Source organism: Mesorhizobium sp. 43Arga (genome assembly GCF_053714255.1).
On record NZ_JBSKBO010000003.1, the window covers coordinates 282,471 to 301,248 of the forward strand.

The 18,778-nt window shown below is 63.7% G+C and carries 17 protein-coding genes and 1 pseudogene; 4 read left to right on the forward strand and 14 right to left on the reverse strand.

Annotated features, from left to right (window positions below; all coding sequences use genetic code 11):
- Positions 1-84: 84 nt before the first annotated feature.
- The 4 genes and pseudogenes from ACWGS8_RS14025 to ACWGS8_RS14040 form a co-directional block, all read right to left on the reverse strand.
- Positions 85-801, reverse strand: a complete 717-nt coding sequence (locus ACWGS8_RS14025) for a Bax inhibitor-1/YccA family protein (protein ID WP_454581511.1) — start codon at positions 799-801, stop codon at positions 85-87.
- A 41-nt stretch (positions 802-842) separates the two neighbouring features.
- Positions 843-1,616: an anti-sigma factor family protein gene (locus ACWGS8_RS14030; protein WP_454581512.1), complete on the reverse strand. Its 774-nt coding sequence runs from the start codon at positions 1,614-1,616 to the stop codon at positions 843-845.
- Positions 1,613-2,164 carry a sigma-70 family RNA polymerase sigma factor gene (locus tag ACWGS8_RS14035; protein ID WP_454581513.1) on the reverse strand — a complete coding sequence of 184 codons (552 nt, stop codon included), beginning with the start codon at positions 2,162-2,164 and terminating at the stop codon, positions 1,613-1,615. The genes ACWGS8_RS14030 and ACWGS8_RS14035 overlap by 4 nt, the downstream gene beginning before the upstream one ends.
- 132 nt (positions 2,165-2,296) lie before the next feature.
- A pseudogene (locus ACWGS8_RS14040) lies at positions 2,297-2,842 on the reverse strand (histidine phosphatase family protein); the annotation flags it as partial.
- 180 nt (positions 2,843-3,022) lie between these two features.
- Here ACWGS8_RS14040 and ACWGS8_RS14045 point away from each other — a divergent pair.
- Both ACWGS8_RS14045 and mazG read left to right on the forward strand, forming a co-directional pair.
- A complete protein-coding gene (locus ACWGS8_RS14045) occupies positions 3,023-4,207 on the forward strand; it encodes an amino acid aminotransferase (RefSeq protein ID WP_454581514.1) in 1,185 nt (394 codons plus the stop codon).
- 79 nt (positions 4,208-4,286) lie between these two features.
- Positions 4,287-5,111: a nucleoside triphosphate pyrophosphohydrolase gene (gene mazG / locus ACWGS8_RS14050; RefSeq protein WP_454581515.1), complete on the forward strand. Its 825-nt coding sequence runs from the start codon at positions 4,287-4,289 to the stop codon at positions 5,109-5,111.
- 60 nt (positions 5,112-5,171) lie between these two features.
- Here mazG and hflX read toward each other — a convergent pair whose 3' ends face one another.
- From hflX to dusB, 8 genes are all read right to left on the reverse strand, one after another.
- Positions 5,172-6,563 carry a GTPase HflX gene (gene hflX / locus ACWGS8_RS14055; protein ID WP_454581516.1) on the reverse strand — a complete coding sequence of 464 codons (1,392 nt, stop codon included), beginning with the start codon at positions 6,561-6,563 and terminating at the stop codon, positions 5,172-5,174.
- Positions 6,564-6,809 (reverse strand): RNA chaperone Hfq, encoded by a 246-nt coding sequence (gene hfq, locus ACWGS8_RS14060; protein ID WP_006202172.1) that lies wholly within the window; start codon positions 6,807-6,809, stop codon positions 6,564-6,566.
- A gap of 145 nt (positions 6,810-6,954) precedes the next feature.
- On the reverse strand, positions 6,955-7,818 hold the full coding sequence (locus ACWGS8_RS14065; protein ID WP_454581517.1) for a D-amino-acid transaminase: 864 nt from the start codon (positions 7,816-7,818) through the stop codon (positions 6,955-6,957).
- A 97-nt stretch (positions 7,819-7,915) separates the two neighbouring features.
- A complete protein-coding gene (ntrX, locus tag ACWGS8_RS14070; RefSeq protein ID WP_010909346.1) occupies positions 7,916-9,277 on the reverse strand; it encodes a nitrogen assimilation response regulator NtrX in 1,362 nt (453 codons plus the stop codon).
- Positions 9,267-11,552 carry an ATP-binding protein gene (locus tag ACWGS8_RS14075; protein ID WP_454581518.1) on the reverse strand — a complete coding sequence of 762 codons (2,286 nt, stop codon included), beginning with the start codon at positions 11,550-11,552 and terminating at the stop codon, positions 9,267-9,269. The genes ntrX and ACWGS8_RS14075 overlap by 11 nt, the downstream gene beginning before the upstream one ends.
- A 128-nt stretch (positions 11,553-11,680) precedes the next feature.
- Positions 11,681-13,141 (reverse strand): nitrogen regulation protein NR(I), encoded by a 1,461-nt coding sequence (gene ntrC / locus ACWGS8_RS14080; protein WP_454581519.1) that lies wholly within the window; start codon positions 13,139-13,141, stop codon positions 11,681-11,683.
- Positions 13,138-14,280 carry a two-component system sensor histidine kinase NtrB gene (locus ACWGS8_RS14085; RefSeq protein WP_454581520.1) on the reverse strand — a complete coding sequence of 381 codons (1,143 nt, stop codon included), beginning with the start codon at positions 14,278-14,280 and terminating at the stop codon, positions 13,138-13,140. Before ACWGS8_RS14085 ends, ntrC begins: the two co-directional genes overlap by 4 nt.
- Positions 14,277-15,305 (reverse strand): tRNA dihydrouridine synthase DusB, encoded by a 1,029-nt coding sequence (dusB, locus tag ACWGS8_RS14090; RefSeq protein WP_454581521.1) that lies wholly within the window; start codon positions 15,303-15,305, stop codon positions 14,277-14,279. Before dusB ends, ACWGS8_RS14085 begins: the two co-directional genes overlap by 4 nt.
- Before the next feature lie 243 nt (positions 15,306-15,548).
- Here dusB and ACWGS8_RS14095 point away from each other — a divergent pair, with 243 nt between their 5' ends.
- Together ACWGS8_RS14095 and ACWGS8_RS14100 are read left to right on the forward strand one after the other, a co-directional pair.
- Entirely contained in the window at positions 15,549-16,772 is a 1,224-nt protein-coding gene (locus tag ACWGS8_RS14095) for a bifunctional 2-C-methyl-D-erythritol 4-phosphate cytidylyltransferase/2-C-methyl-D-erythritol 2,4-cyclodiphosphate synthase (RefSeq protein ID WP_454581522.1), read from the forward strand.
- Complete coding sequence (locus ACWGS8_RS14100; protein ID WP_454581523.1) at positions 16,769-17,251, forward strand: CinA family protein; 483 nt, start codon at positions 16,769-16,771, stop codon at positions 17,249-17,251. The genes ACWGS8_RS14095 and ACWGS8_RS14100 overlap by 4 nt, the downstream gene beginning before the upstream one ends.
- 23 nt (positions 17,252-17,274) lie before the next feature.
- Here ACWGS8_RS14100 and ACWGS8_RS14105 read toward each other — a convergent pair whose 3' ends face one another.
- Both ACWGS8_RS14105 and lipA read right to left on the reverse strand, forming a co-directional pair.
- Entirely contained in the window at positions 17,275-17,730 is a 456-nt protein-coding gene (locus ACWGS8_RS14105) for a type II toxin-antitoxin system RatA family toxin (RefSeq protein ID WP_454581524.1), read from the reverse strand.
- A gap of 10 nt (positions 17,731-17,740) precedes the next feature.
- Entirely contained in the window at positions 17,741-18,706 is a 966-nt protein-coding gene (lipA, locus tag ACWGS8_RS14110; RefSeq protein WP_454581525.1) for a lipoyl synthase, read from the reverse strand.
- Between the last annotated feature and the right edge of the window lie 72 nt (positions 18,707-18,778).

An 18,778-nucleotide genomic window follows, 5' to 3' on the forward strand; every position in this document is an offset into this window, starting at 1 on the left:
GGAACGAATTGTGGCCGGAGGATCTCTCCTCCGGCCACCGCATCAAGGGCGAGGACCCCTGCCCTTGCCCATGGCGGACAGTCGTTACTCGCGCTCGCCCGTGAAATTCAGCAGCAGCTGGAAGATGTTGATGAAGTTCAGGTACAGCGAGAACGCACCGAAGACGGCCAGTTTCTGGCGCGATTCCGCGTCGAAATTCTCGGCATATTGTTCCTTGATCGTCTGCGTGTCCCAAGCGGTCAGGCCGATGAAGACGGCGATGCCGATCACCGAAATGGCGAATTGCAGCGCGGTCGAGCCGAGGAAGATGTTGACGATGCTGGCGATCACCACGCCGATCAGGCCCATGATCAGGAAGGACGAGAATTGCGTCAGGTCGCGCCTGGTCGTATAGCCGTAGAGGCTGGTGGCGCCGAACATGGTGGCGGCGATGAAGAAGGTGCGCGCGATGCTGGCGCCGGTAAAGACCAGGAACACGGAGGCGAGCGACAGGCCCATCACCGCGCAGAAGGCCCAGAACATCGCCTGGGCGCTGGCCGCCGACATGGTCTGCATCTTGAACGAAAACAGCATGACGAAGGCGAGCGGCGCCAGCATCACCACCCATTTCAGCGGGCTGGAGAAGATCGGCACGTAGAGCGCCGGCGTCGAGGACACCAGGAAGGCGACCAGGCCGGTGACCACGAGGCCAAGGCCCATATAGTTGTAGACGCGCAGCATGTGCTGGCGCAGGCCCTCGTCAAAGACGGCTCCGGCCTGGGCGCCGGTGCCGACGCGATATCCCAGATTGGGCGTGTTCATTTGCAGTCTCCTTGTGGATCGGTCAGTAAAGCGTGGGTCGCTCAGTAAAGCGTTTTGGCGAGCGTCTCGGCGGCGCGGTCGAGGTCATGAACCCCGCTCTTGGCGACCACCGCATAGGCGACCTCGCCGATCTGGAAATAGGCCGAGGAAATATCGCCCGAGGGCGCGACGGTCGGCTTGACCACGTCGAAGGTTCCCGGCCGGATCGCAAACAGCGAGACCAGGCCCATATCGCTGGTGTCGACCGCCATCTCGACGCTCGGGCCGAAGCGCGACGGATAGATCTGCACGTCGCGCACCTTCCAGTCCTTTGGCAGCGACGGCATGACGATCGCGGTCGCGGCGCGGATCTCGCCGGCACTGTAGTTGGGTGCTTCCGGCTGCGAGGGCATGGTCTCGCGCACCAGCGTCGTCCTGTGTGCCCGCACCGCCTCGTCGACATAGGCGGGCGGCTGCGGCGACGCGACGACCTTGGTCACCGACATCGGCCCGATGATGCCGTTCGCCAGCCAGCCGGCGGCAACGAAGGCGGCAACGGCAGCGGCGCGCTGCATCACGCCGAAGATGCGGCCACGGGCAAGCCCCCTCTCCAGCCGCCGCGCCGCGTCGGCGGTCGCCGGCCGCGCCATGTCCTTGGAACCGGCAAGCGCCACGCGCAGTTCATCGCGGGTCCGCAGATCCGACATGACGCGCGCGGCGGCCTCCGGGCGTGTCGACAGGAAGGCTTCGACCTCGATGCGGCGGGTGACATCCACCTGGTCGTCGACATAGGCGTCGAGGTCGGTGTCCGTCACAGGGTCGACAAGAGCGCTCATGGCTCACCTCCCACGATCCTGAGATGATTTTTTCCGCGCACCGGGGCGGCGTCTTCCATCTGACGCAGTGCGGCGCGCGCCCTGCCGATGCGCGACATCAGCGTGCCCAGCGGAACGCCGGTGGCATTGGCCGCCTGCTGATAGGAAAGCCCTTCGATGGCGACTAGATGCAGCGCCGAGCGCTGCTCTTCCGGCAAATTGAAAAAGGCGTCCCGCACCTGCGCTAGGCGCACCGAATGTTCCTGCGGCGCCGGCGTGGCGGCATCAGCGAGGTATCCGGCCTGTTCGATGCGCACGGCTTCGGAGCGGCGCGAACGCACGCGATCAATAAACGCATTGTGGACGATGGACAGCAGCCAGGCCCGCAAATTTCCACCGGCGCGGAAGGTGCCGCGCCGCTCATAGGCGCGCACCAGCGCATCATGAACGAGATCCTCGGCGTCCGCGCTGTCGCGCGTCAGCGACTGCGCGTAGCGCCGCAGCGATCCGAGCTGTCCTATGATGTCAAAGCGTGGCATCGACCGTTTCATGCCCTGTTTACGGAGCATGCGGGGACTTTAATCCCGGCCCGTGCCAATTTCTTTGTCCGGTTTCGTCGAGGATCGCGTTTTCGGCCTCTCGCCCGACTGGCTCTCAGGGCGAAGTGGTTTTGCCGATTTGGGCATAGTCACACCGCAAGCGCGCAACACCCATCTGCGGCCGTCGCTGCGAAAATCGGCGATGCTCAGCGGCTCGATGTCGATCTTCCAGCAAGCGGCAAGCGGCGCACCCAGAACATGCACGATCGCGGTGCGAATGACGCTGGCATGGGTCAGCGCGATGGTGTGGCCAGGCTCGGCCAGCAACCCGTCCATCAGCTCGGAAGCCCGGCGGGCAACGTCGGCCAGCGACTCGCCGCTATGCGGCGCTGCGTTCGGGTCGGAGAGCCAGGCAGCGATGTCGCCGGGCTGCCTCGCCTGCACGTCCTCAAAACTCTTGCCGGCCCAGCTTCCATGATCCTGGTCCGCCAGGAGCGGTTCGACCGATGCGTCCAGCGACAGCGCCTCGGCGGTCTGGCGGGCGCGAAGCGCGGGCGCCGTCCACACGCGGTCGGCGCGGCGAAGCGTTCCGCGCAACGCCGTCGCCAGCCCCAATGAGTGCGGCTCCAGCGGCTCATCGAGCGGAAACGAAGCCCGCCGGGTCGCGGCCGTGGCGCCGCTGCAGATCATCGTCAGCCTTACGAGCATGAAGCCGTCATTCCCTTGAGCCCTTTCGAAGCGACGCATACGCTGCAATTAGAATAGCGACTATCGTTTCGATCGAAAGGCCGCGTCCCTGGGGGCCGCCCTTTGTTTCGCGCAACTAAAACCGCTGGCGAAGCGCGCTCGATTTGCGTATCACTCCGCCGCGCCAACGGAACCATTGCGATGTTCGAAGACCTGCAGCCAGCTCCCGCCGACAAGATCCTGGCCCTGATCGGCCTCTATCGTGCCGATCCGCGGCCCAACAAGGTCGACCTCGGCGTCGGCGTCTACAAGGACCGCGACGGCAAGACGCCCGTCATGCGTGCCGTGCGTGAGGCTGAAAAGCGGCTCATGAACAGCCAGGACACAAAGACCTATCTCGGGCTCGCCGGCGACACCGGCTTCAACGCGGTGATGGCCAAGCTCGCCTTCGGCCCTGGCGCGGATATGACGCGCATCCGGGCCGCACAGGCGCCTGGCGGCTCCGGTGCGCTTCGCCTGGCGGCGGAGCTGCTCAAGCGGACGCGTTCGGACGCCACGGTCTGGCTGTCGGACCCGACCTGGCCGAACCATATGCCGGTGATGCGCGCCGCCGGCTTGCAGATCCGTGAGTATCCTTATTTCGATGCGGCCTCCGGTGCTGTTCGTTTCGACGACATGCTGGCGGCGTTGCGGACGGCCAAGAGCGGCGATGTGGTGCTGCTGCATGGCTGCTGCCACAACCCGACCGGCGCCAACCTCGACGCGGCGCAGTGGCAGGCCGTTACCGATCTGGTCGTCGAGCGCGGCCTGCTGCCATTCGTCGACATCGCCTATCAGGGTTTTGGCGACGGCCTCGAGGCCGACGCCCTCGGCCTGCGCCTGTTGGCGGCGAAAGTGCCGGAGATGGTCGTTGCCTCGAGCTGCTCCAAGAATTTCGCCGTCTACCGCGACCGTGTCGGCGCGGCGATGATCCTGGCCAGGGACGGGGCGCAAGCCGATGTGGCGATGAGCCAGATGCTGTCGGCGGCGCGTGCCATGTATTCTATGCCGCCGGACCATGGTGCCGCGGCGGTGCGCATCGTGCTGGAAGACGCAAGCCTGCGCGCCGACTGGGAAGCCGAGCTGGAAGAGATGCGCCTGCGCATGCTGAGGCTTCGCGTGGCTTTCGCCGAGGCGCTGCGCCGGCAGTCCAACTCCGACCGCTTCGACTTCGTCGCCAGCCACCGCGGCATGTTCTCGCGGCTTGGCCTGACGGAAGCGCAGGTCGAGCGGCTGCGTGACGAGCACGGCGTCTACATGGTCGGCGACAGCCGCATCAATGTCGCCGGTTTGCCTGAGGACGGCATGGATGACCTCGCAAAGGCGATCGTTTCCGTACTTGACTGAAGCGGTTCAGCTGTGGACAAGGCTCCCTCGCCGGCTGACAGCGTTGGCCGCGCGCCGGGCCGCAGGATAGCATCGCCACATGACGCCATCCAAAGACATTTCGCGCCTGATCGAGATCATGGCGGCGTTGCGTGCGCCGAAGACCGGCTGCCCCTGGGACATCGAGCAGGATTTCTCGACCATCGCGCCCTATACGATCGAGGAAGCCTATGAGGTGGCGGACGCCATCGCGCGCGGTGATCTCGGTGATCTGCGCGATGAACTTGGCGACCTCCTGCTGCAGGTCGTCTACCACGCGCAAATGGCCGAGGAAGCGGGTGAATTCGCCTTCCCGGATGTCGTCCAGGCCATCACCACCAAGATGATCCGGCGCCACCCGCATGTCTTCGGCGACGAAGAAGCCCGCGGCGCCGGCATGGCCAAGGGCATGTGGGGAAAGATCAAGGCGCAGGAGAAGGCGGAGAAGCGGCAAGCCCGTCTCGCGCGCGGCCTCGACCCCGAAGACAATGGCAAGGGGTTTCTGGACAGCGTTCCGGTCGCCCTGCCCGCTTTGACGCGGGCGCTAAAGCTTCAGGAGAAGGCTGCCCGTGTCGGCTTCGACTGGAGCGAGGCAGCCCCCATCCTCGACAAGATCGAGGAGGAAATCGGCGAGTTGCGGGAGGCGCTGGCGAAGGGCGAGACGGCCTCGATCAAGGACGAGTTCGGCGACATGCTGTTCGCCGTCGTCAATCTCGGCCGTCACCTCAAGCTCGATTCGGAAGCCGCGTTGAGCGGCACCAACGAAAAATTCCGGTCGCGCTTCCACTATGTCGAGCAGGCCCTCGAGAAGTCCGGCAACACGCTGGAACAGGCCACTCTGGACGAGATGGAAGCGCTCTGGCAGGAAGCGAAGGGCGCGAAGTAGGCCTATCGACCGACAATTCCGGACGGAAGACGTTTACACTTTTCCTGTAATTTCTCCGGCCTAGCCGTTGTTTTTACGACGCAATCGGCTTTCGATCTCTTCGCGGGCGCTTTGCGTGGCCTTCAGCGAGATGGTGGCGCTGCCGTCTTCATTGTCGGTACGCGAAACGATATCGCCATTGCGATACAGCCAGTCGACGAGACCAAACTGTGCCGGCTCGATCGTCACCGTCAGGTCTTCGAGCTCGCCTGCCATGCGTGTCTCAATGAGCGCCTTCAGGGCATCAATGCCCTCGCCGGTCACCGCCGATATCGCGATCGGCGGACCCTTGCTGCCGTCGGCGGCATCGGCAAGCAGCCGGCTCCTGTTGCCTTCGTCCAGCAGATCGACCTTGTTCCAGACTTCGATCACACGCTTGGTGTCACCGGCGTCGACACCGAGGTCGGCCAGGATGCGCTCGACGTCCTCGGCCTGGGCCGCCGTGTCGGGATCGGAAATGTCGCGCAGATGGATGACGAGATCGGCCTCGACCACCTCTTCCAGCGTGGCGCGAAAAGCCGCGATCAAATGCGTCGGCAGGTCGGAGATGAAACCGACCGTGTCCGACAGGATGATCGGCGTGCCATGCGGCAGGCGCACGCGGCGCAGCGTCGGGTCGAGCGTGGCGAACAGCATGTCCTGCGCCAGCACGTCCGCTCCGGTCAGCCGGTTGAACAGCGTCGACTTACCGGCATTGGTGTAGCCGACGATCGCCACCACCGGGAACGGCACTTTCTTGCGCTTGGCGCGGTGCAGGTCGCGGGTGCGACGCACCGTTTCCAGCTCGTGCTTCAGCTTGATGATCTTTTCCTGCAACTGCCGCCGATCGGATTCGATCTGGGTTTCGCCGGGGCCGCCGAGGAAGCCGGCGCCACCGCGCTGGCGTTCAAGGTGGGTCCAGCTGCGGACCAGGCGGCCCTTCTGATAGTTGAGATGGGCCAGCTCGACCTGCAGCGTGCCTTCCTTGGTGCGGGCGCGCTCGCCAAAGATTTCGAGGATCAGCCCGGTTCGGTCCAGAACCTTGGCATGCAGTTCTTTTTCGAGATTGCGCTGCTGCACCGGGGTCAGCGGATGGTCGACGATGACCAGCTCGGCGTCGTTTTCCTTGACGATCTCGGCGAACTCTTCGACCTTGCCGCTGCCGAGCAGGGTTGCAGGACGCGGATCGTTGACCGTCACGACAGCCGTATGGACGGGGTCGAGATTGATGGCGCGGGCGAGGCCGACCGCCTCGTCATGGCGAGCATCGGCCGAGCGCGTCAACCGAGGGCGGTTCGTGTCGTCGTCGCCGCGCGGCTGGCGGGTAAGCACGGGCACAATGACGACAGCCCGGGTCGGCCCCTTGGCTTCCGTCCCGGGATGATGCGCTGGTTTTCCGCGAACCGTGGCGTCCGCGTCCTTATCACGTGCCAATCAGGCGCCCTGGCTTTCCTCGCCATCGAACATCTGAACCGGCTGGCTCGGCATGATCGTGGAAATGGCGTGCTTGTAGACGAGCTGGGAGTGACCGTCGCGGCGCAGCAGCACACAGAAATTGTCGAACGAAGTGACCACGCCGGTCAGCTTCACGCCGTTAATGAGGAAGATGGTGAGCGGGTTCTTGCTCTTGCGAACTGAATTCAGGAACAGGTCCTGAAGGTTTTGCGATCGTTCCGCCATTGTTCTTGTCTTTCGCCGATCCCCTTCGGTTTGCAGGCCAATGCGCCAAATTAACGGGCACATGTCAAGCGCGCAAACACCGTCTTGTCGTCAGTAACGACAAGCAGAACGAGATATATTGATGTTCATTCCACCTGTGCGGTTATCAGGCTGGACTTTTTTCCGCAATGTCAAAAAAGGCCTGCCGTAACGAAAGTGTCACTGAACCGGGGTGCCCGTTGGCCACCGGATTGCCGTCAATGGCCACGACCGGCATGGCAATCGTCGTGGCGGAACTGATGAACGCCTCGCGCGCCGCCTTGGCCTCGGCAACGGAAAAACCGCGCTCTTCGATCTTCAGGCCGAGCTTTGCCGCGACTTCGAACATGGTCGTGCGAGTGATGCCGCGCAGGATGCCGTGATCGGCTGGCCTGGTGACCAGGACGCCGTCTCGGGTGACGATCCAGGCGTTCGACGAGCCGCCTTCCTTGACGTTGCCGTCGGTATCGACGAACCATGCTTCCTGCGCACCGGCTTCCTTGGCTTTTTGCTTGGCCAATACATTGGGCAGCAGTCCGACGGTCTTGATATCGACCCGGTCCCAGCGATTCTCTGGCACGGTGATGACCGCGATCCCGGTTTCGGCTCGCTTTGCTCCAGCCGCCGGATCGGCCTTTCTGGCTGTGACCACCAATGACGGCTTGGTGTCCGCCGACGGGAAAACAAACTCGCGGCTGGCGACACCGCGCGTTACCTGCACATAGACCAGGCCGTTGACGACATGGTTGCGGTTGACCACCTCGCGCAGGATGAGCGGCAGCACGTTGCGCGCGACCGGCCATGCGATCGACAGTTCGTTCAGCGAGCGGTTGAGCCGGGCAAGATGGCGCGGCATGTCGACAATGAAGCCGCGCGCCACTTCGCAGACCTCATAGACGCCATCGGCGAATTGATAGCCGCGATCCTCGATATGCACGGAAGCGTCCGCATGGGCGACGTAGCGCCCGTTGACATAGGCAATGCGCGGCATTGGCGACCCCTGGAAAAATCTCGGGCTTTCTTATGCGATTCCGCCGCCGCCGTAACCGGCAAATGCTTGGACCACGCGGCCGAACGGACCGCGCGCGTCAGACGCCCAGCGACTTCAGCTTGCGGTGCAGGGCAGAACGTTCCATGCCGATGAACTCGGCGGTTTTCGAGATGTTGCCGCCGAAGCGGTTGATCTGGGCGATCAGATAGTCCTTCTCGAACTGTTCACGCGCCTCGCGCAAGGGCAGCGCCATGATGTGCTGGTCGGACTGATTCGGCGTCCGCGGCATGACATCGCCGATCTCGGACGGCAGAAGGTCCGCGGTGATCGGCGCATCGACGTCGTCGCCGCGCGCCAGGATCATCAGGCGCTCGACATTGTTGCGCAGCTGACGCACGTTGCCCGGCCAATTATGCGCCTGCAGCACGGCAAGCGCGTCGTCGCCGATGCGGCGCGGCTTGATGCCGGCCTGGCGGGCGATCTGCTTCATGAAATTGTCGACGAGATAGGGGATATCCTCGCGCCGCTCGGCCAGCCCCGGCACCATCACCGGAACCACCGCCAGGCGATGATAGAGATCCTCGCGGAAACGGCCGTCGGCAATCATGGCTTCCAGGTTCTGCGAGGTCGAGGAGATGATCCGGACATCGACCTTGACCCGCTTGGTGCCCCCTACCCGCTCGAACTGCTGCTCGACCAGCACGCGCAGGATCTTGTTCTGCGTCTCGCGCGGCATGTCTGCCACTTCGTCGATGTAGAGGATGCCGCGATGGGCCTCCTCGAGCGCGCCGACCTTGCGCTCGACGCCGTTCGATTCGGTGCCGAACAGTTCGATCTCCATGCGCTCGGGCGTGATGTTGGCAGCACTCAGCGTCACGAATGGCGCGCCCTTGCGGGCCGACAGCGTGTGAATGGCGCGCGCCGCCAGTTCCTTGCCCGATCCGGACGGGCCGATGATCATGACACGGCTGTTGGTCGGCGCGACGCGCTCGATGGTCTGGCGCAGCTGACTCATCGCCGACGACATGCCGATCAGGTCGAAGGTCTCGCCGCTGCGCTGCTTGAGGTCGGAAACCTCGCGCCGCAACTTCGAGGTTTCCAACGCACGTTCGGCAATGAGAATCAGCCTGTCGGCCTTGAACGGCTTCTCGATGAAATCATAGGCGCCACGGCGGATGGCGGAGACCGCGGTTTCGATGTTGCCGTGGCCGGAGATCATCACCACCGGCAGAGTGGGATGCATTGTCTTGATCTCGTCGAGCAGCGCCAGGCCGTCCAGGCGCGAGCCCTGCAGCCAGATGTCGAGGAAAATCAACCTCGGCGCCCGGTCAGCAATGGCCGCCAAGGCGCTGTCGGCGTCAAATGCCGTACGGGTTTCGTGACCTTCGTCGCTCAGTATGCCTGCGACGAGCTCGCGGATGTCTTCCTCGTCATCGACGATGAGAATATCAGACGCCATTACCGACCTTTTCAGTTTCTCTTTCGTGTTCCGTCTTGCCTTCGCCGCGCAACGGCGTGACGGCCGCAGGCGGCAGGATGATGCTGATCATCGCCCCGCGGCCGCCGTGGAAGTCCGCAGGCGCATCATGAAGTTCCAGCCTGCCGCCATGGTCCTCCACGATCTTCTTGACGATAGCGAGACCAAGCCCGGTGCCCTTCTCACGCGTGGTCATATAGGGCTCGAGCAGCCGTTGGCGATTCTCGCGCGGCAGGCCTTTGCCATTGTCGATGACGTCAATTCGAATCGCGCCATTCTGACGGCCGGCTTGAATCCGGATTATGCCGTGCGAACCGTCCTTTTGTTCCAGTCCGTCGATCGCCTCGGCGGCGTTCTTGATCACATTGCCGAAAGCCTGTGCCAAAAGGCGGCTGTCGAACGTGCCCTTGAGCGGTTCGTTGCCGAAAATCCGCTCGAAGGTGATGTCGGCGCGACTGACTTCGACCAGGAAGGACGCCTCACGCAGCGATTCGCGCAGATCGATGACCTTCATCTCGGGCTTGGGCATGCGCGCGAAGGCGGAGAATTCGTCGACCATGCGGCCGATGTCCTCGACCTGGCGGATGATTGTGTCGGTGCATTGGTCGAAAACCTCGCGGTCTTCGGTAATGACCTTGCCGTACCGGCGCTTGATGCGCTCAGCCGAAAGCTGGATCGGCGTCAGCGGGTTCTTGATCTCGTGGGCGATACGACGCGCCACATCGGCCCAGGCGGAAGAACGCTGCGCCTGGACCAGGTCGGTGATGTCGTCGACGGTCACGACATAGGATTTCTCCTCCGAACCGTCGTCGCCCGCCTCGATGGTGATCTGCACGTTGAAGGTACGCTCGGTGCCGGCGCGGAAAAACGTCACCTGCTCGCGGTACACAGGCTTGCCCGATTGGCGGCCGATTTCGAAGACGCGGCCGACATGCGGCAGAATGGCGGAAAGGTTCTGCCCGAGTGCGGCACTGGCGGAGATGGCCAGCATCGATTCGGCCGAACGGTTGACGATGGTGATGATGCCGTAGGGATCGACGCCGATGACGCCGGCGGTAACACCGGCAAGCACGGCTTCGGAAAAGCGCCGCCGCTCGTCGATCAAGTCCTTCGCCGACAGGATCTCGTTGCGTTGAGATTTGAGCTCCAGCAGCATCTTGTTGAAGGTGTCGCCCAGCGAGGCGACGTCGCCGTCGGAAGGCCTGACCGGAACCGCGACGTCGAGATTGCCTGTCGCCACCTCGTCGGCGGCGCCGATGAGCTGGCGAATCGGCCGCACGAGACGGTCGGCGACCGCGATGCCGGTCCAGATTGCCGACAGGATGATGATCAGCGTCAGCGACAGATAGGGCAGCGCGAAGGCCACTTGCGAGGTGCGCCTGTTGTCTTCGAGGTTGCGATACTCGTCGGTGTTGGACCTTACGATCTGCCGCGCCTTGATCACCTCGGGATCCACAAGGCGGATGGTGTAGAGGTAGAGGCCCTCGATCTCGTGCAGCTTGACGATGGCGCCCATGATGTTGCGGGTGCGCGGCTCGATCAGCACCGGTTTGCCCTCGGCGGCGCTGCTGACTGAACCTTCCGGCGGTTCCGGCATGGCGAAATCGGCATCGGTCTGCGCGCTCATGACAAACGAGCCGTCGGGCTTGATCAGCGCCGCGTGGGCCAGCGACCGGCCCACTGCCTCCTTGTTGAGAAGGTCGAGAAAGCCTGTGCGATCAAGGCCGTAGAGGGTTCGCGACGCATCGAGATCATAAGCCATCGACAGCGTCGTGCCCTGCAAATTGCGGGCATTCTCCTGGACATAGGCATCGGCGATCGACAGCGAGGAATTGACGATCGTCTTGGTGCGAATCTCGAACCAGCGGTCGAGGCCGATATCGAGCGTGATCGAGGCGATGATGGCCACCATGATGGCGGGAATGGCGGCAACCAGCGCGAACATGGCTACAATGCGCACATGCAGCCGCGAGGCCGCCTTGCCATGCCGTCGCGCCATGACAATCCGGTGCACTTCGCGCCCGACCAGCGCCATAAGGAACAGCACGAAGGCGGCGTTGAGTGCGATCAGCGCCCAGGTCGTCCTGGCGTCAGGCGCGATCGGAGTCGCGCCGACCAGGATGGTGAACGAGATGGCCGCCATGACCAGTGCGCCGACGACCGCCACCACACCGGGCAGTGCCAGCAAGCGGCGCCCGTCGCGCGCGCCGGGTTCGCTGAATAGCGGTTGCTTGAGTACAGGTACCTGCGGAGCCATGTCGCCGTCTGGGAGCCAATGATTGCGTCCGATCTATGCAACGCATTGTGGCGATTATGCAACAAGTGTGACAATGGCGGAAATCTTTCGCCGCTCAGTCCCCTGAAAAGAGTGCGTCAGATCAGCGGTCAGCCGGGCCGCGACGATTTATAGACGTTGACGCCCAGTTCGCGAATCTTCTTGCGCAGCGTGTTGCGGTTCAGCCCCAGCAGTTCCGCGGCCTTGATCTGGTTGCCACGGGTTGCCGTCATCGAGGCGAGGACCAGCGGATATTCGACTTCGGACAGGATGCGCTGGTAGAGCCCGGCCGGCGGCAATTCACCGGCAAACGAGGCGAAATAGCGCTGCAGGAAATGCTCCACCGCCTGGCCGATGGACAGATCGTCGGGAATGAGGTTGCCGCCGCCGGGCACCACGGGGCGCTCGCCGGTCTTCAGCTCCGCCTCGATGACCTCGGCGGAGATCTCGTCCTGTGAATAGAGCGCGGCCAGCCGGCGAACCAGGTTTTCCAGTTCGCGCACGTTGCCGGGCCATGGGTAGCGCTTCATCAGCTCTATGCCGCCGGACGAGATGCGCTTGGTCTGCAGACCTTCCATCTCGCCGAGCTTGAAGAAATGACGCACGAGATCGGGCACGTCCTCGGAACGCTCGCGCAATGCCGGCAGCCTCAGCGGCACGACATTAAGGCGATAGAACAGATCCTCACGGAACAGTCCCTGGTTGATCAGCGTGCGCAGATCCTTGTTGGTGGCGGCGACGATGCGCACATCGGTCTTGATCGGCGTGCGGCCGCCGACCGTCGTGTATTCGCCCTGCTGCAGGACACGCAGCAGGCGCGTCTGTGCCTCCATCGGCATGTCGCCGATCTCGTCGAGGAACAGCGTGCCGCCCTCGGCCTGCTCGAAACGGCCGGTGGAGCGGTTCTGGGCGCCGGTGAAGGCACCCTTCTCGTGGCCGAACAGCTCCGATTCGATCAGGTCACGCGGGATCGCCGCCATGTTGATGGCGACGAACGGCCCGCCGCGGCGACGGCCATATTCGTGCAGCGCGCGCGCCACCAGCTCCTTGCCGGTGCCGGATTCGCCCGAGATCATCACCGTCAGGTCGGTTTGCATCATGCGCGCCAGCATGCGGTAGATGTCCTGCATGGCCGCCGAGCGGCCGACCAGAGGCATCGTTTCGGGCTGCTCATCGGGGCGCGCATCGATCTTCGGCCGGCGGGGCTCCGACAGCGCGCGGTTGACGATGTTGAGCAGCTCGGTCAGGTCGAATGGTTTCGGCAGATATTCATAGGCGCCGGTCTCGGATGCACGAATCGCCGTCATGAACGTATTCTGGGCGCTCATGACGATGACGGGCAGCTCCGGCCGCGCCTTCTTGATGCGCGGCAGCATGTCGAAGGCGTTTTCATCCGGCATGACGACGTCGGTGATGACAAGGTCGCCCTCGCCCGCGGCCACCCAGCGCCACAAGGTCGAGGCGTTGGAGGTGACGCGCACCTCGTGGCCGACGCGCGAGAGAGCCTGGTTGAGCACGGTGCGGATCGCCGCATCGTCATCGGCGACGAGAATATTGCCGCGAGCGGTCATTTGCGGTCTCCTTCACCGTCTTCTTCAGCGCCGAACGGCGTTTCCTTCCAGGCCGGCATCAGGATGCGGAAGGTGGTTCCGCGCGGGGTCGATTCGCATTCGATGATGCCGCCATGCTCGCCGACGATCTTGGCGACGAGCGCCAGCCCCAGCCCGGAGCCATTCGGCTTGGTGGTGATGAAGGGGTCGAACAGGATCGGCAGGATATCCTCCGAGACACCGGAACCATTGTCGCGCACGCAGAATTCCAGCGGCAGCGACACCCGGTCCTGCGTTCCGGGAACCGAAACGCGAATGCCCGGACGGAAAGCGGTCGACAGCAGGATCTCGCCTTGCGGGTCGCTGCCGATCGCCTCGGCGGCGTTCTTGACCAGATTCAGGAACACCTGGATCAGTTGGTCGCGATTGGCGAATACTGGAGGCAATGATGGATCATAGTCCTCCAATATCCTGATTTTCTTGGCAAAACCGTTCTTTGCGATCGCCTTCACATGGTCGAGTACGACATGGATGTTGACGGGATAGCGATCGATCGGCCGCTCGTCGGAAAACACCTCCATGCGATCGACAAGCGAGACGATGCGGTCGGTCTCGTCGGTGATCAGCCGGGTCAGCGCGCGGTCCTCGTCGGAGGCCGACAGTTCGAGCAGTTGGGCTGCGCCGCGAATGCCGGAGAGCGGGTTCTTGATCTCATGAGCGAGCATCGCCGCCAGGCCGGTCACCGAGCGCGCGGCACCGCGATGCGTCATCTGCCGGTCGATCTTGTCGGCCATCGACCGTTCCTGGAACATGACCACGACGGAGCCTGGGAATTCCGGTACCGGCGCGACATAGAGATCGACGACCTTTTCGATGCCGAGGCGTGGCGACGACACATCGACCCGATACTCGTTGACCGGAGCCCGGCGCTCGCGCACCTGATCGACCAGGGTCAGCAGCGGACTGCCGAAGGGGACGAGCTTGGACAGGGTGTTGCGCGCCAGCATGGTCGCGCTCGAGCGAAAGAAGTCCTCGGCATCGGCATTGGCGAAGGTGATGAAGCCTTCATCGCTGATCATGATCACCGGGCGGCGGATGGTGTTGAGGACGATCTGGGCGGCGTCCACCATTTCAGTTCCCTGACCAGCGGCGGCGTTCATGCGGCGCTCCGCAGGCTCAAGGGTTGCGGATCGCGTGAAAACACATTGCGCAGCAAGGCAATGACGCGGGCCGGATCGAATGCCGTCAGGATCGCCTTTCGGTCGTCGTCGACGACGCCAACGGCATGGCGATCGAGATACCAGCCCAGATGTTTGCGTGCCTGGCGCAAACCGCTCTCGACGCCGTAAAGCGCCAGCATGTCCTCGTAGTGACCAATGACATAGTCTGCCAGAGTCGCGGGCGTCTGCGGCACGTTGGCCGCCGCTTCGCCTGCCGCCGCGGCTGCGATGCCACCGGCGATCCAGGGCGCACCGTAATGCGCGCGACCGACCATCACCGCATCAGCGCCCGATTGGTCGAGAATAGCGGCTGCCTCGACCGGGGAACAGACATCGCCATTGGCAACGACCGGAATGGACACGGCTTCCTTGACGCGAGCGATGGCGCGCCAGTCGGCCTTGCCCTGGTAGAACTGGCAGCGCGTGCGGCCATGCACCGTCACCATCTTGACGCCCGCCTGCTCGGCACGGCGCGCAAGGATAGGCGCATTGAGCGCGCCCTCGTCCCAGCCGAGCCGCATCTTGACCGTCACCGGCACCGTGACCGCGCCGACCACGGCCTCGATCAGCGACAGCGCATGGTCTAGATCCAGCATCAATGCCGAGCCGGCGTAACCGCCAGTGACCTTCTTGGCCGGGCAGCCCATGTTGATGTCGATGATGTCGGCGCCCTCGCCCGCGGCGATCCGCGCGCCTTCGGCCATGTGGATCGCTTCGCGGCCAGCTAGCTGCACCATATGGACGGGCAGTCCGGAATGCCGTATGCGCAGGTCGAAGCCAGCCCGACCCTTGGCGAGTTCGCCGCTCGCCACCATCTCGGACACGACCAGGCCCGCGCCATGCGCATAAGCGCGCCGCCGGAACGGCTCGTCGGTGATGCCCGACATCGGCGCGAGGAAGACGCGGTTGCGGATTTCCACGCCACCGACGTTCAAAGGCGCGGCCAATCTGGTTGAGTTAACCATGCACAAAAACCAAGCATGTCCATTCGTTGCACATTCTCTAGCCATATCGGCCACAATGTGCAACGCGGAATGACGTCACATTGAGGCGCAATTGGGAAAATTCCCGACCTTAGGCATTTGCCTCAATCAGGACGCCGCGCGTCTTTCAAGACGCGCAAGGGATGCTTTGGAATTCATATTTGGCGCACGATCTTTTCGGAAAACCAATTACACTTTTGAGGATCGTGCGCTAAGCCAATCGCCATGACTGAGGCAAGTGAAAACGCGAGCGCGACAAATGGGGTTGCGGTGGTGATCGTCGCCGCCGGCCGCGGCGCTCGTGCCGGGCAGGCCAACGGACCCAAGCAATACCAGAACATTGGCGGCCGCGCCGTCATTGCGCACACGCTGGAGATGTTTCTGGCCCATCCGCGAACCGGCCGGATCGTCGTCGCCATCCACGCCGACGACCACGAATTGTTCCGGCAAGCGGCAGGCAGCCAAGCTGACCGCGTCACCGCCATCATTGGCGGACCGACCCGGCAGGAATCCGTCCGGCTCGGGCTGCTGGCGCTGAAGGACCATGCGCCGGGCCAGGTTCTGATTCACGACGCCGTTCGCCCGTTCGTCGATGCGGAGTTGATCGACCGCACCATCGCCGCCATCGGCGAGAACGAGGGGGCGTTGCCCGCCCTGCCCGTGGCCGACACGCTGAAGCGCGAGTCGGCCGCCGGCGTGGTCGCGGAAACCGTTTCCCGCGGCGGGCTGCACGCGGCGCAAACACCGCAAGGCTTTCCCTACGGGCCGATCCTTGCCGCACACGACAAGGCCTTTCGACTGGGCAGACTGGACTTCACCGATGACGCGGCCATCGCCGAATGGGCGCATATTCCGGTCAAGCTCGTTCCGGGTTCGCCGGACAATGTCAAACTCACCTGGGCACGGGACATCGCCATGGCGCACCAGCGGCTTTCCAGCGAACGCACACACTTCCCCGACATCCGCACCGGCAATGGCTACGACGTCCACGCCTTCGAACCCGGCGATCACGTCACCCTGTGCGGCGTCGCCATTCCGCATGACAAGAAACTGTCCGGCCATTCCGATGCCGATGTCGGCCTGCACGCTCTGACCGACGCGCTACTGGCGACCTGCGGCGCCGGCGACATCGGCACCCATTTTCCGCCGTCCGATCCGCAGTGGAAAGGTGCGGCGTCGCGGATCTTCGTCGAACACGCGGCGAAAGTGGTGCGTGAGCGCGGCGGACGCATCGCCAACGCCGACATCACGCTGATCTGCGAGGCGCCGCGCGTCGGCCCACATCGCGAAGCGATGACGGCGGCCCTGTCGCAAATGCTGGGCATTTCCGCCGACCGCATCTCGATCAAGGCGACAACCAATGAAAAACTCGGCTTTGTCGGCCGCGAGGAAGGCATTGCGGCGATCGCCACCGCCAGCGTGGTGTTCCCCGGCGAGGTGCCGGCATGAGCAACGCCGAACTCGCAAACTCCCTACTGCTGGCCTGCCAGCAACGTGGCATCATGCTGGCGACGGCCGAAAGCTGCACCGGCGGCCTGATCATCGCCGCGCTTACCGACATTGCAGGGTCCTCGGCGGTGGTCGACCGCGGCTTCATCACCTATTCCAACGAAGCCAAGATGGACATGCTTGGTGTTTCCGCCGCCACGCTCGACGCGCACGGAGCCGTTTCGCGCGAAACGGTCCTGGAAATGGCGGCTGGCGCGCTGGCGCATTCGCGTGCGAGCCTTTCTCTTGCCGTTACCGGCATTGCCGGCCCAAGCGGAGGTTCGGCTGACAAGCCGGTCGGCCTCGTCTGGTTCGGCCTTGCCCTGGCCGGCCAGCCGATTGTCGCCGAGCGCCAGCTGTTTGGCCACAAGGGCCGCGAATTCATCCGCCACGAGACGGTGAGACACGCGCTGCAACTCGGGCTGCGCGCGCTTGGATAAGGCGTGGATTCACCACGAGAGCGTCATGCCGGCGCAACCCCATAGATGACGTCGGCGCGCTTTTCGAAAGCCTCGGCGAACATGCGGAAGGCGCGGTCGAACATGGTGCCCATAAGTGCGCCCAGGATACGGCTCTTGAACTCATAGTCGATGAAGAAGCGGACGGCACAGCCGCCGCCATCGGGCTCGAAACGCCAGACATTGCTCAGATATTTGAACGGGCCATCGATATATTTCACGTCGATGGCGCTCTCGTCGGGCTTCAAAAGCACCTGCGTCGTGAAGGTCTCGCGGATCGCCTTGTAACCGATGCTCATGTCGGCCGTGAGGACGGTGCGTCCGTCACGCTCCTTGCGCGAGCGCACCGTCAGCGCTTCGCAGAGCGGCAGGAATTGCGGATAGGCCTCGACATCGGCAACCAATGCAAACATCTGCTGCGGCGAATGGGCAACGCGGCGGGTGGCTTCGAATTTCGGCATGCAACCAGCGCTAGACCGATTTCTGGAGCTGCGCTTCCCGCGCCGCGCGCAGCCGGGCGAAATCGTCGCCGGCATGGTGCGATGAACGTGTCAGCGGGCTCGACGCCACGAGCAGGAAACCCTTGGTCCGGCCGATCGTCTCGAAGGACTTGAACTCTTCGGGCGTGACGAAGCGGATCACCGGATGGTGCTTTTTCGACGGCTGAAGATATTGGCCGATGGTCATGAAGTCGACATTGGCCGAGCGCAGATCGTCCATCAGCTGCAGGATTTCATTCCGCTCCTCGCCCAGGCCGACCATGATGCCGGACTTGGTGAAGATCGACGGATCGAGTTCCTTGACGCGCTGCAACAGCCGGATCGAGTGGAAATAGCGCGCGCCTGGCCGCACCGTCAGATAGTTCGACGGCACGGTTTCGAGATTGTGGTTGAAGACGTCGGGCTTGGCCGCCACGACGATCTCCAGCGCGCCGTCCTTGCGCAGGAAATCGGGCGTAAGGATTTCGATCGTGGTCGAAGGCGTTGCCGCGCGGATCGCCCGGATGACATCGGCGAAGTGCTGCGCACCGCCATCGGCGAGATCGTCGCGGTCGACCGAGGTGATGACGACGTGGCTGAGTCCCATCTGCTTGACGGCATGCGCGACGCGCGCCGGCTCGTCGGGATCGAGTGCCGTCGGAATGCCGGTGGCGACGTTGCAGAAGGCGCAGGCGCGCGTGCATATCTCGCCCATGATCATGAAGGTGGCGTGCTTCTTTTCCCAGCACTCGCCGATGTTGGGGCAACCAGCCTCTTCGCAGACCGTCACCAGCTTGTGCGACTTCACGATCTCGCGCGTCTCGGCATAGCCCCTCGAGACCGGCGCCTTGACGCGGATCCAGTCCGGCTTGCGCAACACCTCCTGGTCGGGCTTGTGCGCCTTCTCGGGATGCCGCAACCGCGGCGCGTTGGCGATCGTGTCGAGGACAGTAACCATCTGAACCCTGGCTTTTCTCGCGACCGCCCGTCGGCGATCGTCACCTATCGTCATCTAGGACTTTTCAGCACA

Coding starts and splice junctions, on each gene's coding strand:
- ACWGS8_RS14025 (WP_454581511.1), bottom strand. CDS start 801: ATGAACACGCCCAATCTGGGATATCGCGTCGGCACCGGCGCCCAGGCC.
- ACWGS8_RS14030 (WP_454581512.1), bottom strand. CDS start 1,616: ATGAGCGCTCTTGTCGACCCTGTGACGGACACCGACCTCGACGCCTAT.
- ACWGS8_RS14035 (WP_454581513.1), bottom strand. CDS start 2,164: ATGCTCCGTAAACAGGGCATGAAACGGTCGATGCCACGCTTTGACATC.
- ACWGS8_RS14045 (WP_454581514.1), top strand. CDS start 3,023: ATGTTCGAAGACCTGCAGCCAGCTCCCGCCGACAAGATCCTGGCCCTG.
- mazG (WP_454581515.1), top strand. CDS start 4,287: ATGACGCCATCCAAAGACATTTCGCGCCTGATCGAGATCATGGCGGCG.
- hfq (WP_006202172.1), bottom strand. CDS start 6,809: ATGGCGGAACGATCGCAAAACCTTCAGGACCTGTTCCTGAATTCAGTT.
- ACWGS8_RS14065 (WP_454581517.1), bottom strand. CDS start 7,818: ATGCCGCGCATTGCCTATGTCAACGGGCGCTACGTCGCCCATGCGGAC.
- ntrX (WP_010909346.1), bottom strand. CDS start 9,277: ATGGCGTCTGATATTCTCATCGTCGATGACGAGGAAGACATCCGCGAG.
- ACWGS8_RS14075 (WP_454581518.1), bottom strand. CDS start 11,552: ATGGCTCCGCAGGTACCTGTACTCAAGCAACCGCTATTCAGCGAACCC.
- ntrC (WP_454581519.1), bottom strand. CDS start 13,141: ATGACCGCTCGCGGCAATATTCTCGTCGCCGATGACGATGCGGCGATC.
- ACWGS8_RS14085 (WP_454581520.1), bottom strand. CDS start 14,280: ATGAACGCCGCCGCTGGTCAGGGAACTGAAATGGTGGACGCCGCCCAG.
- dusB (WP_454581521.1), bottom strand. CDS start 15,305: ATGGTTAACTCAACCAGATTGGCCGCGCCTTTGAACGTCGGTGGCGTG.
- ACWGS8_RS14095 (WP_454581522.1), top strand. CDS start 15,549: ATGACTGAGGCAAGTGAAAACGCGAGCGCGACAAATGGGGTTGCGGTG.
- ACWGS8_RS14100 (WP_454581523.1), top strand. CDS start 16,769: ATGAGCAACGCCGAACTCGCAAACTCCCTACTGCTGGCCTGCCAGCAA.
- ACWGS8_RS14105 (WP_454581524.1), bottom strand. CDS start 17,730: ATGCCGAAATTCGAAGCCACCCGCCGCGTTGCCCATTCGCCGCAGCAG.
- lipA (WP_454581525.1), bottom strand. CDS start 18,706: ATGGTTACTGTCCTCGACACGATCGCCAACGCGCCGCGGTTGCGGCAT.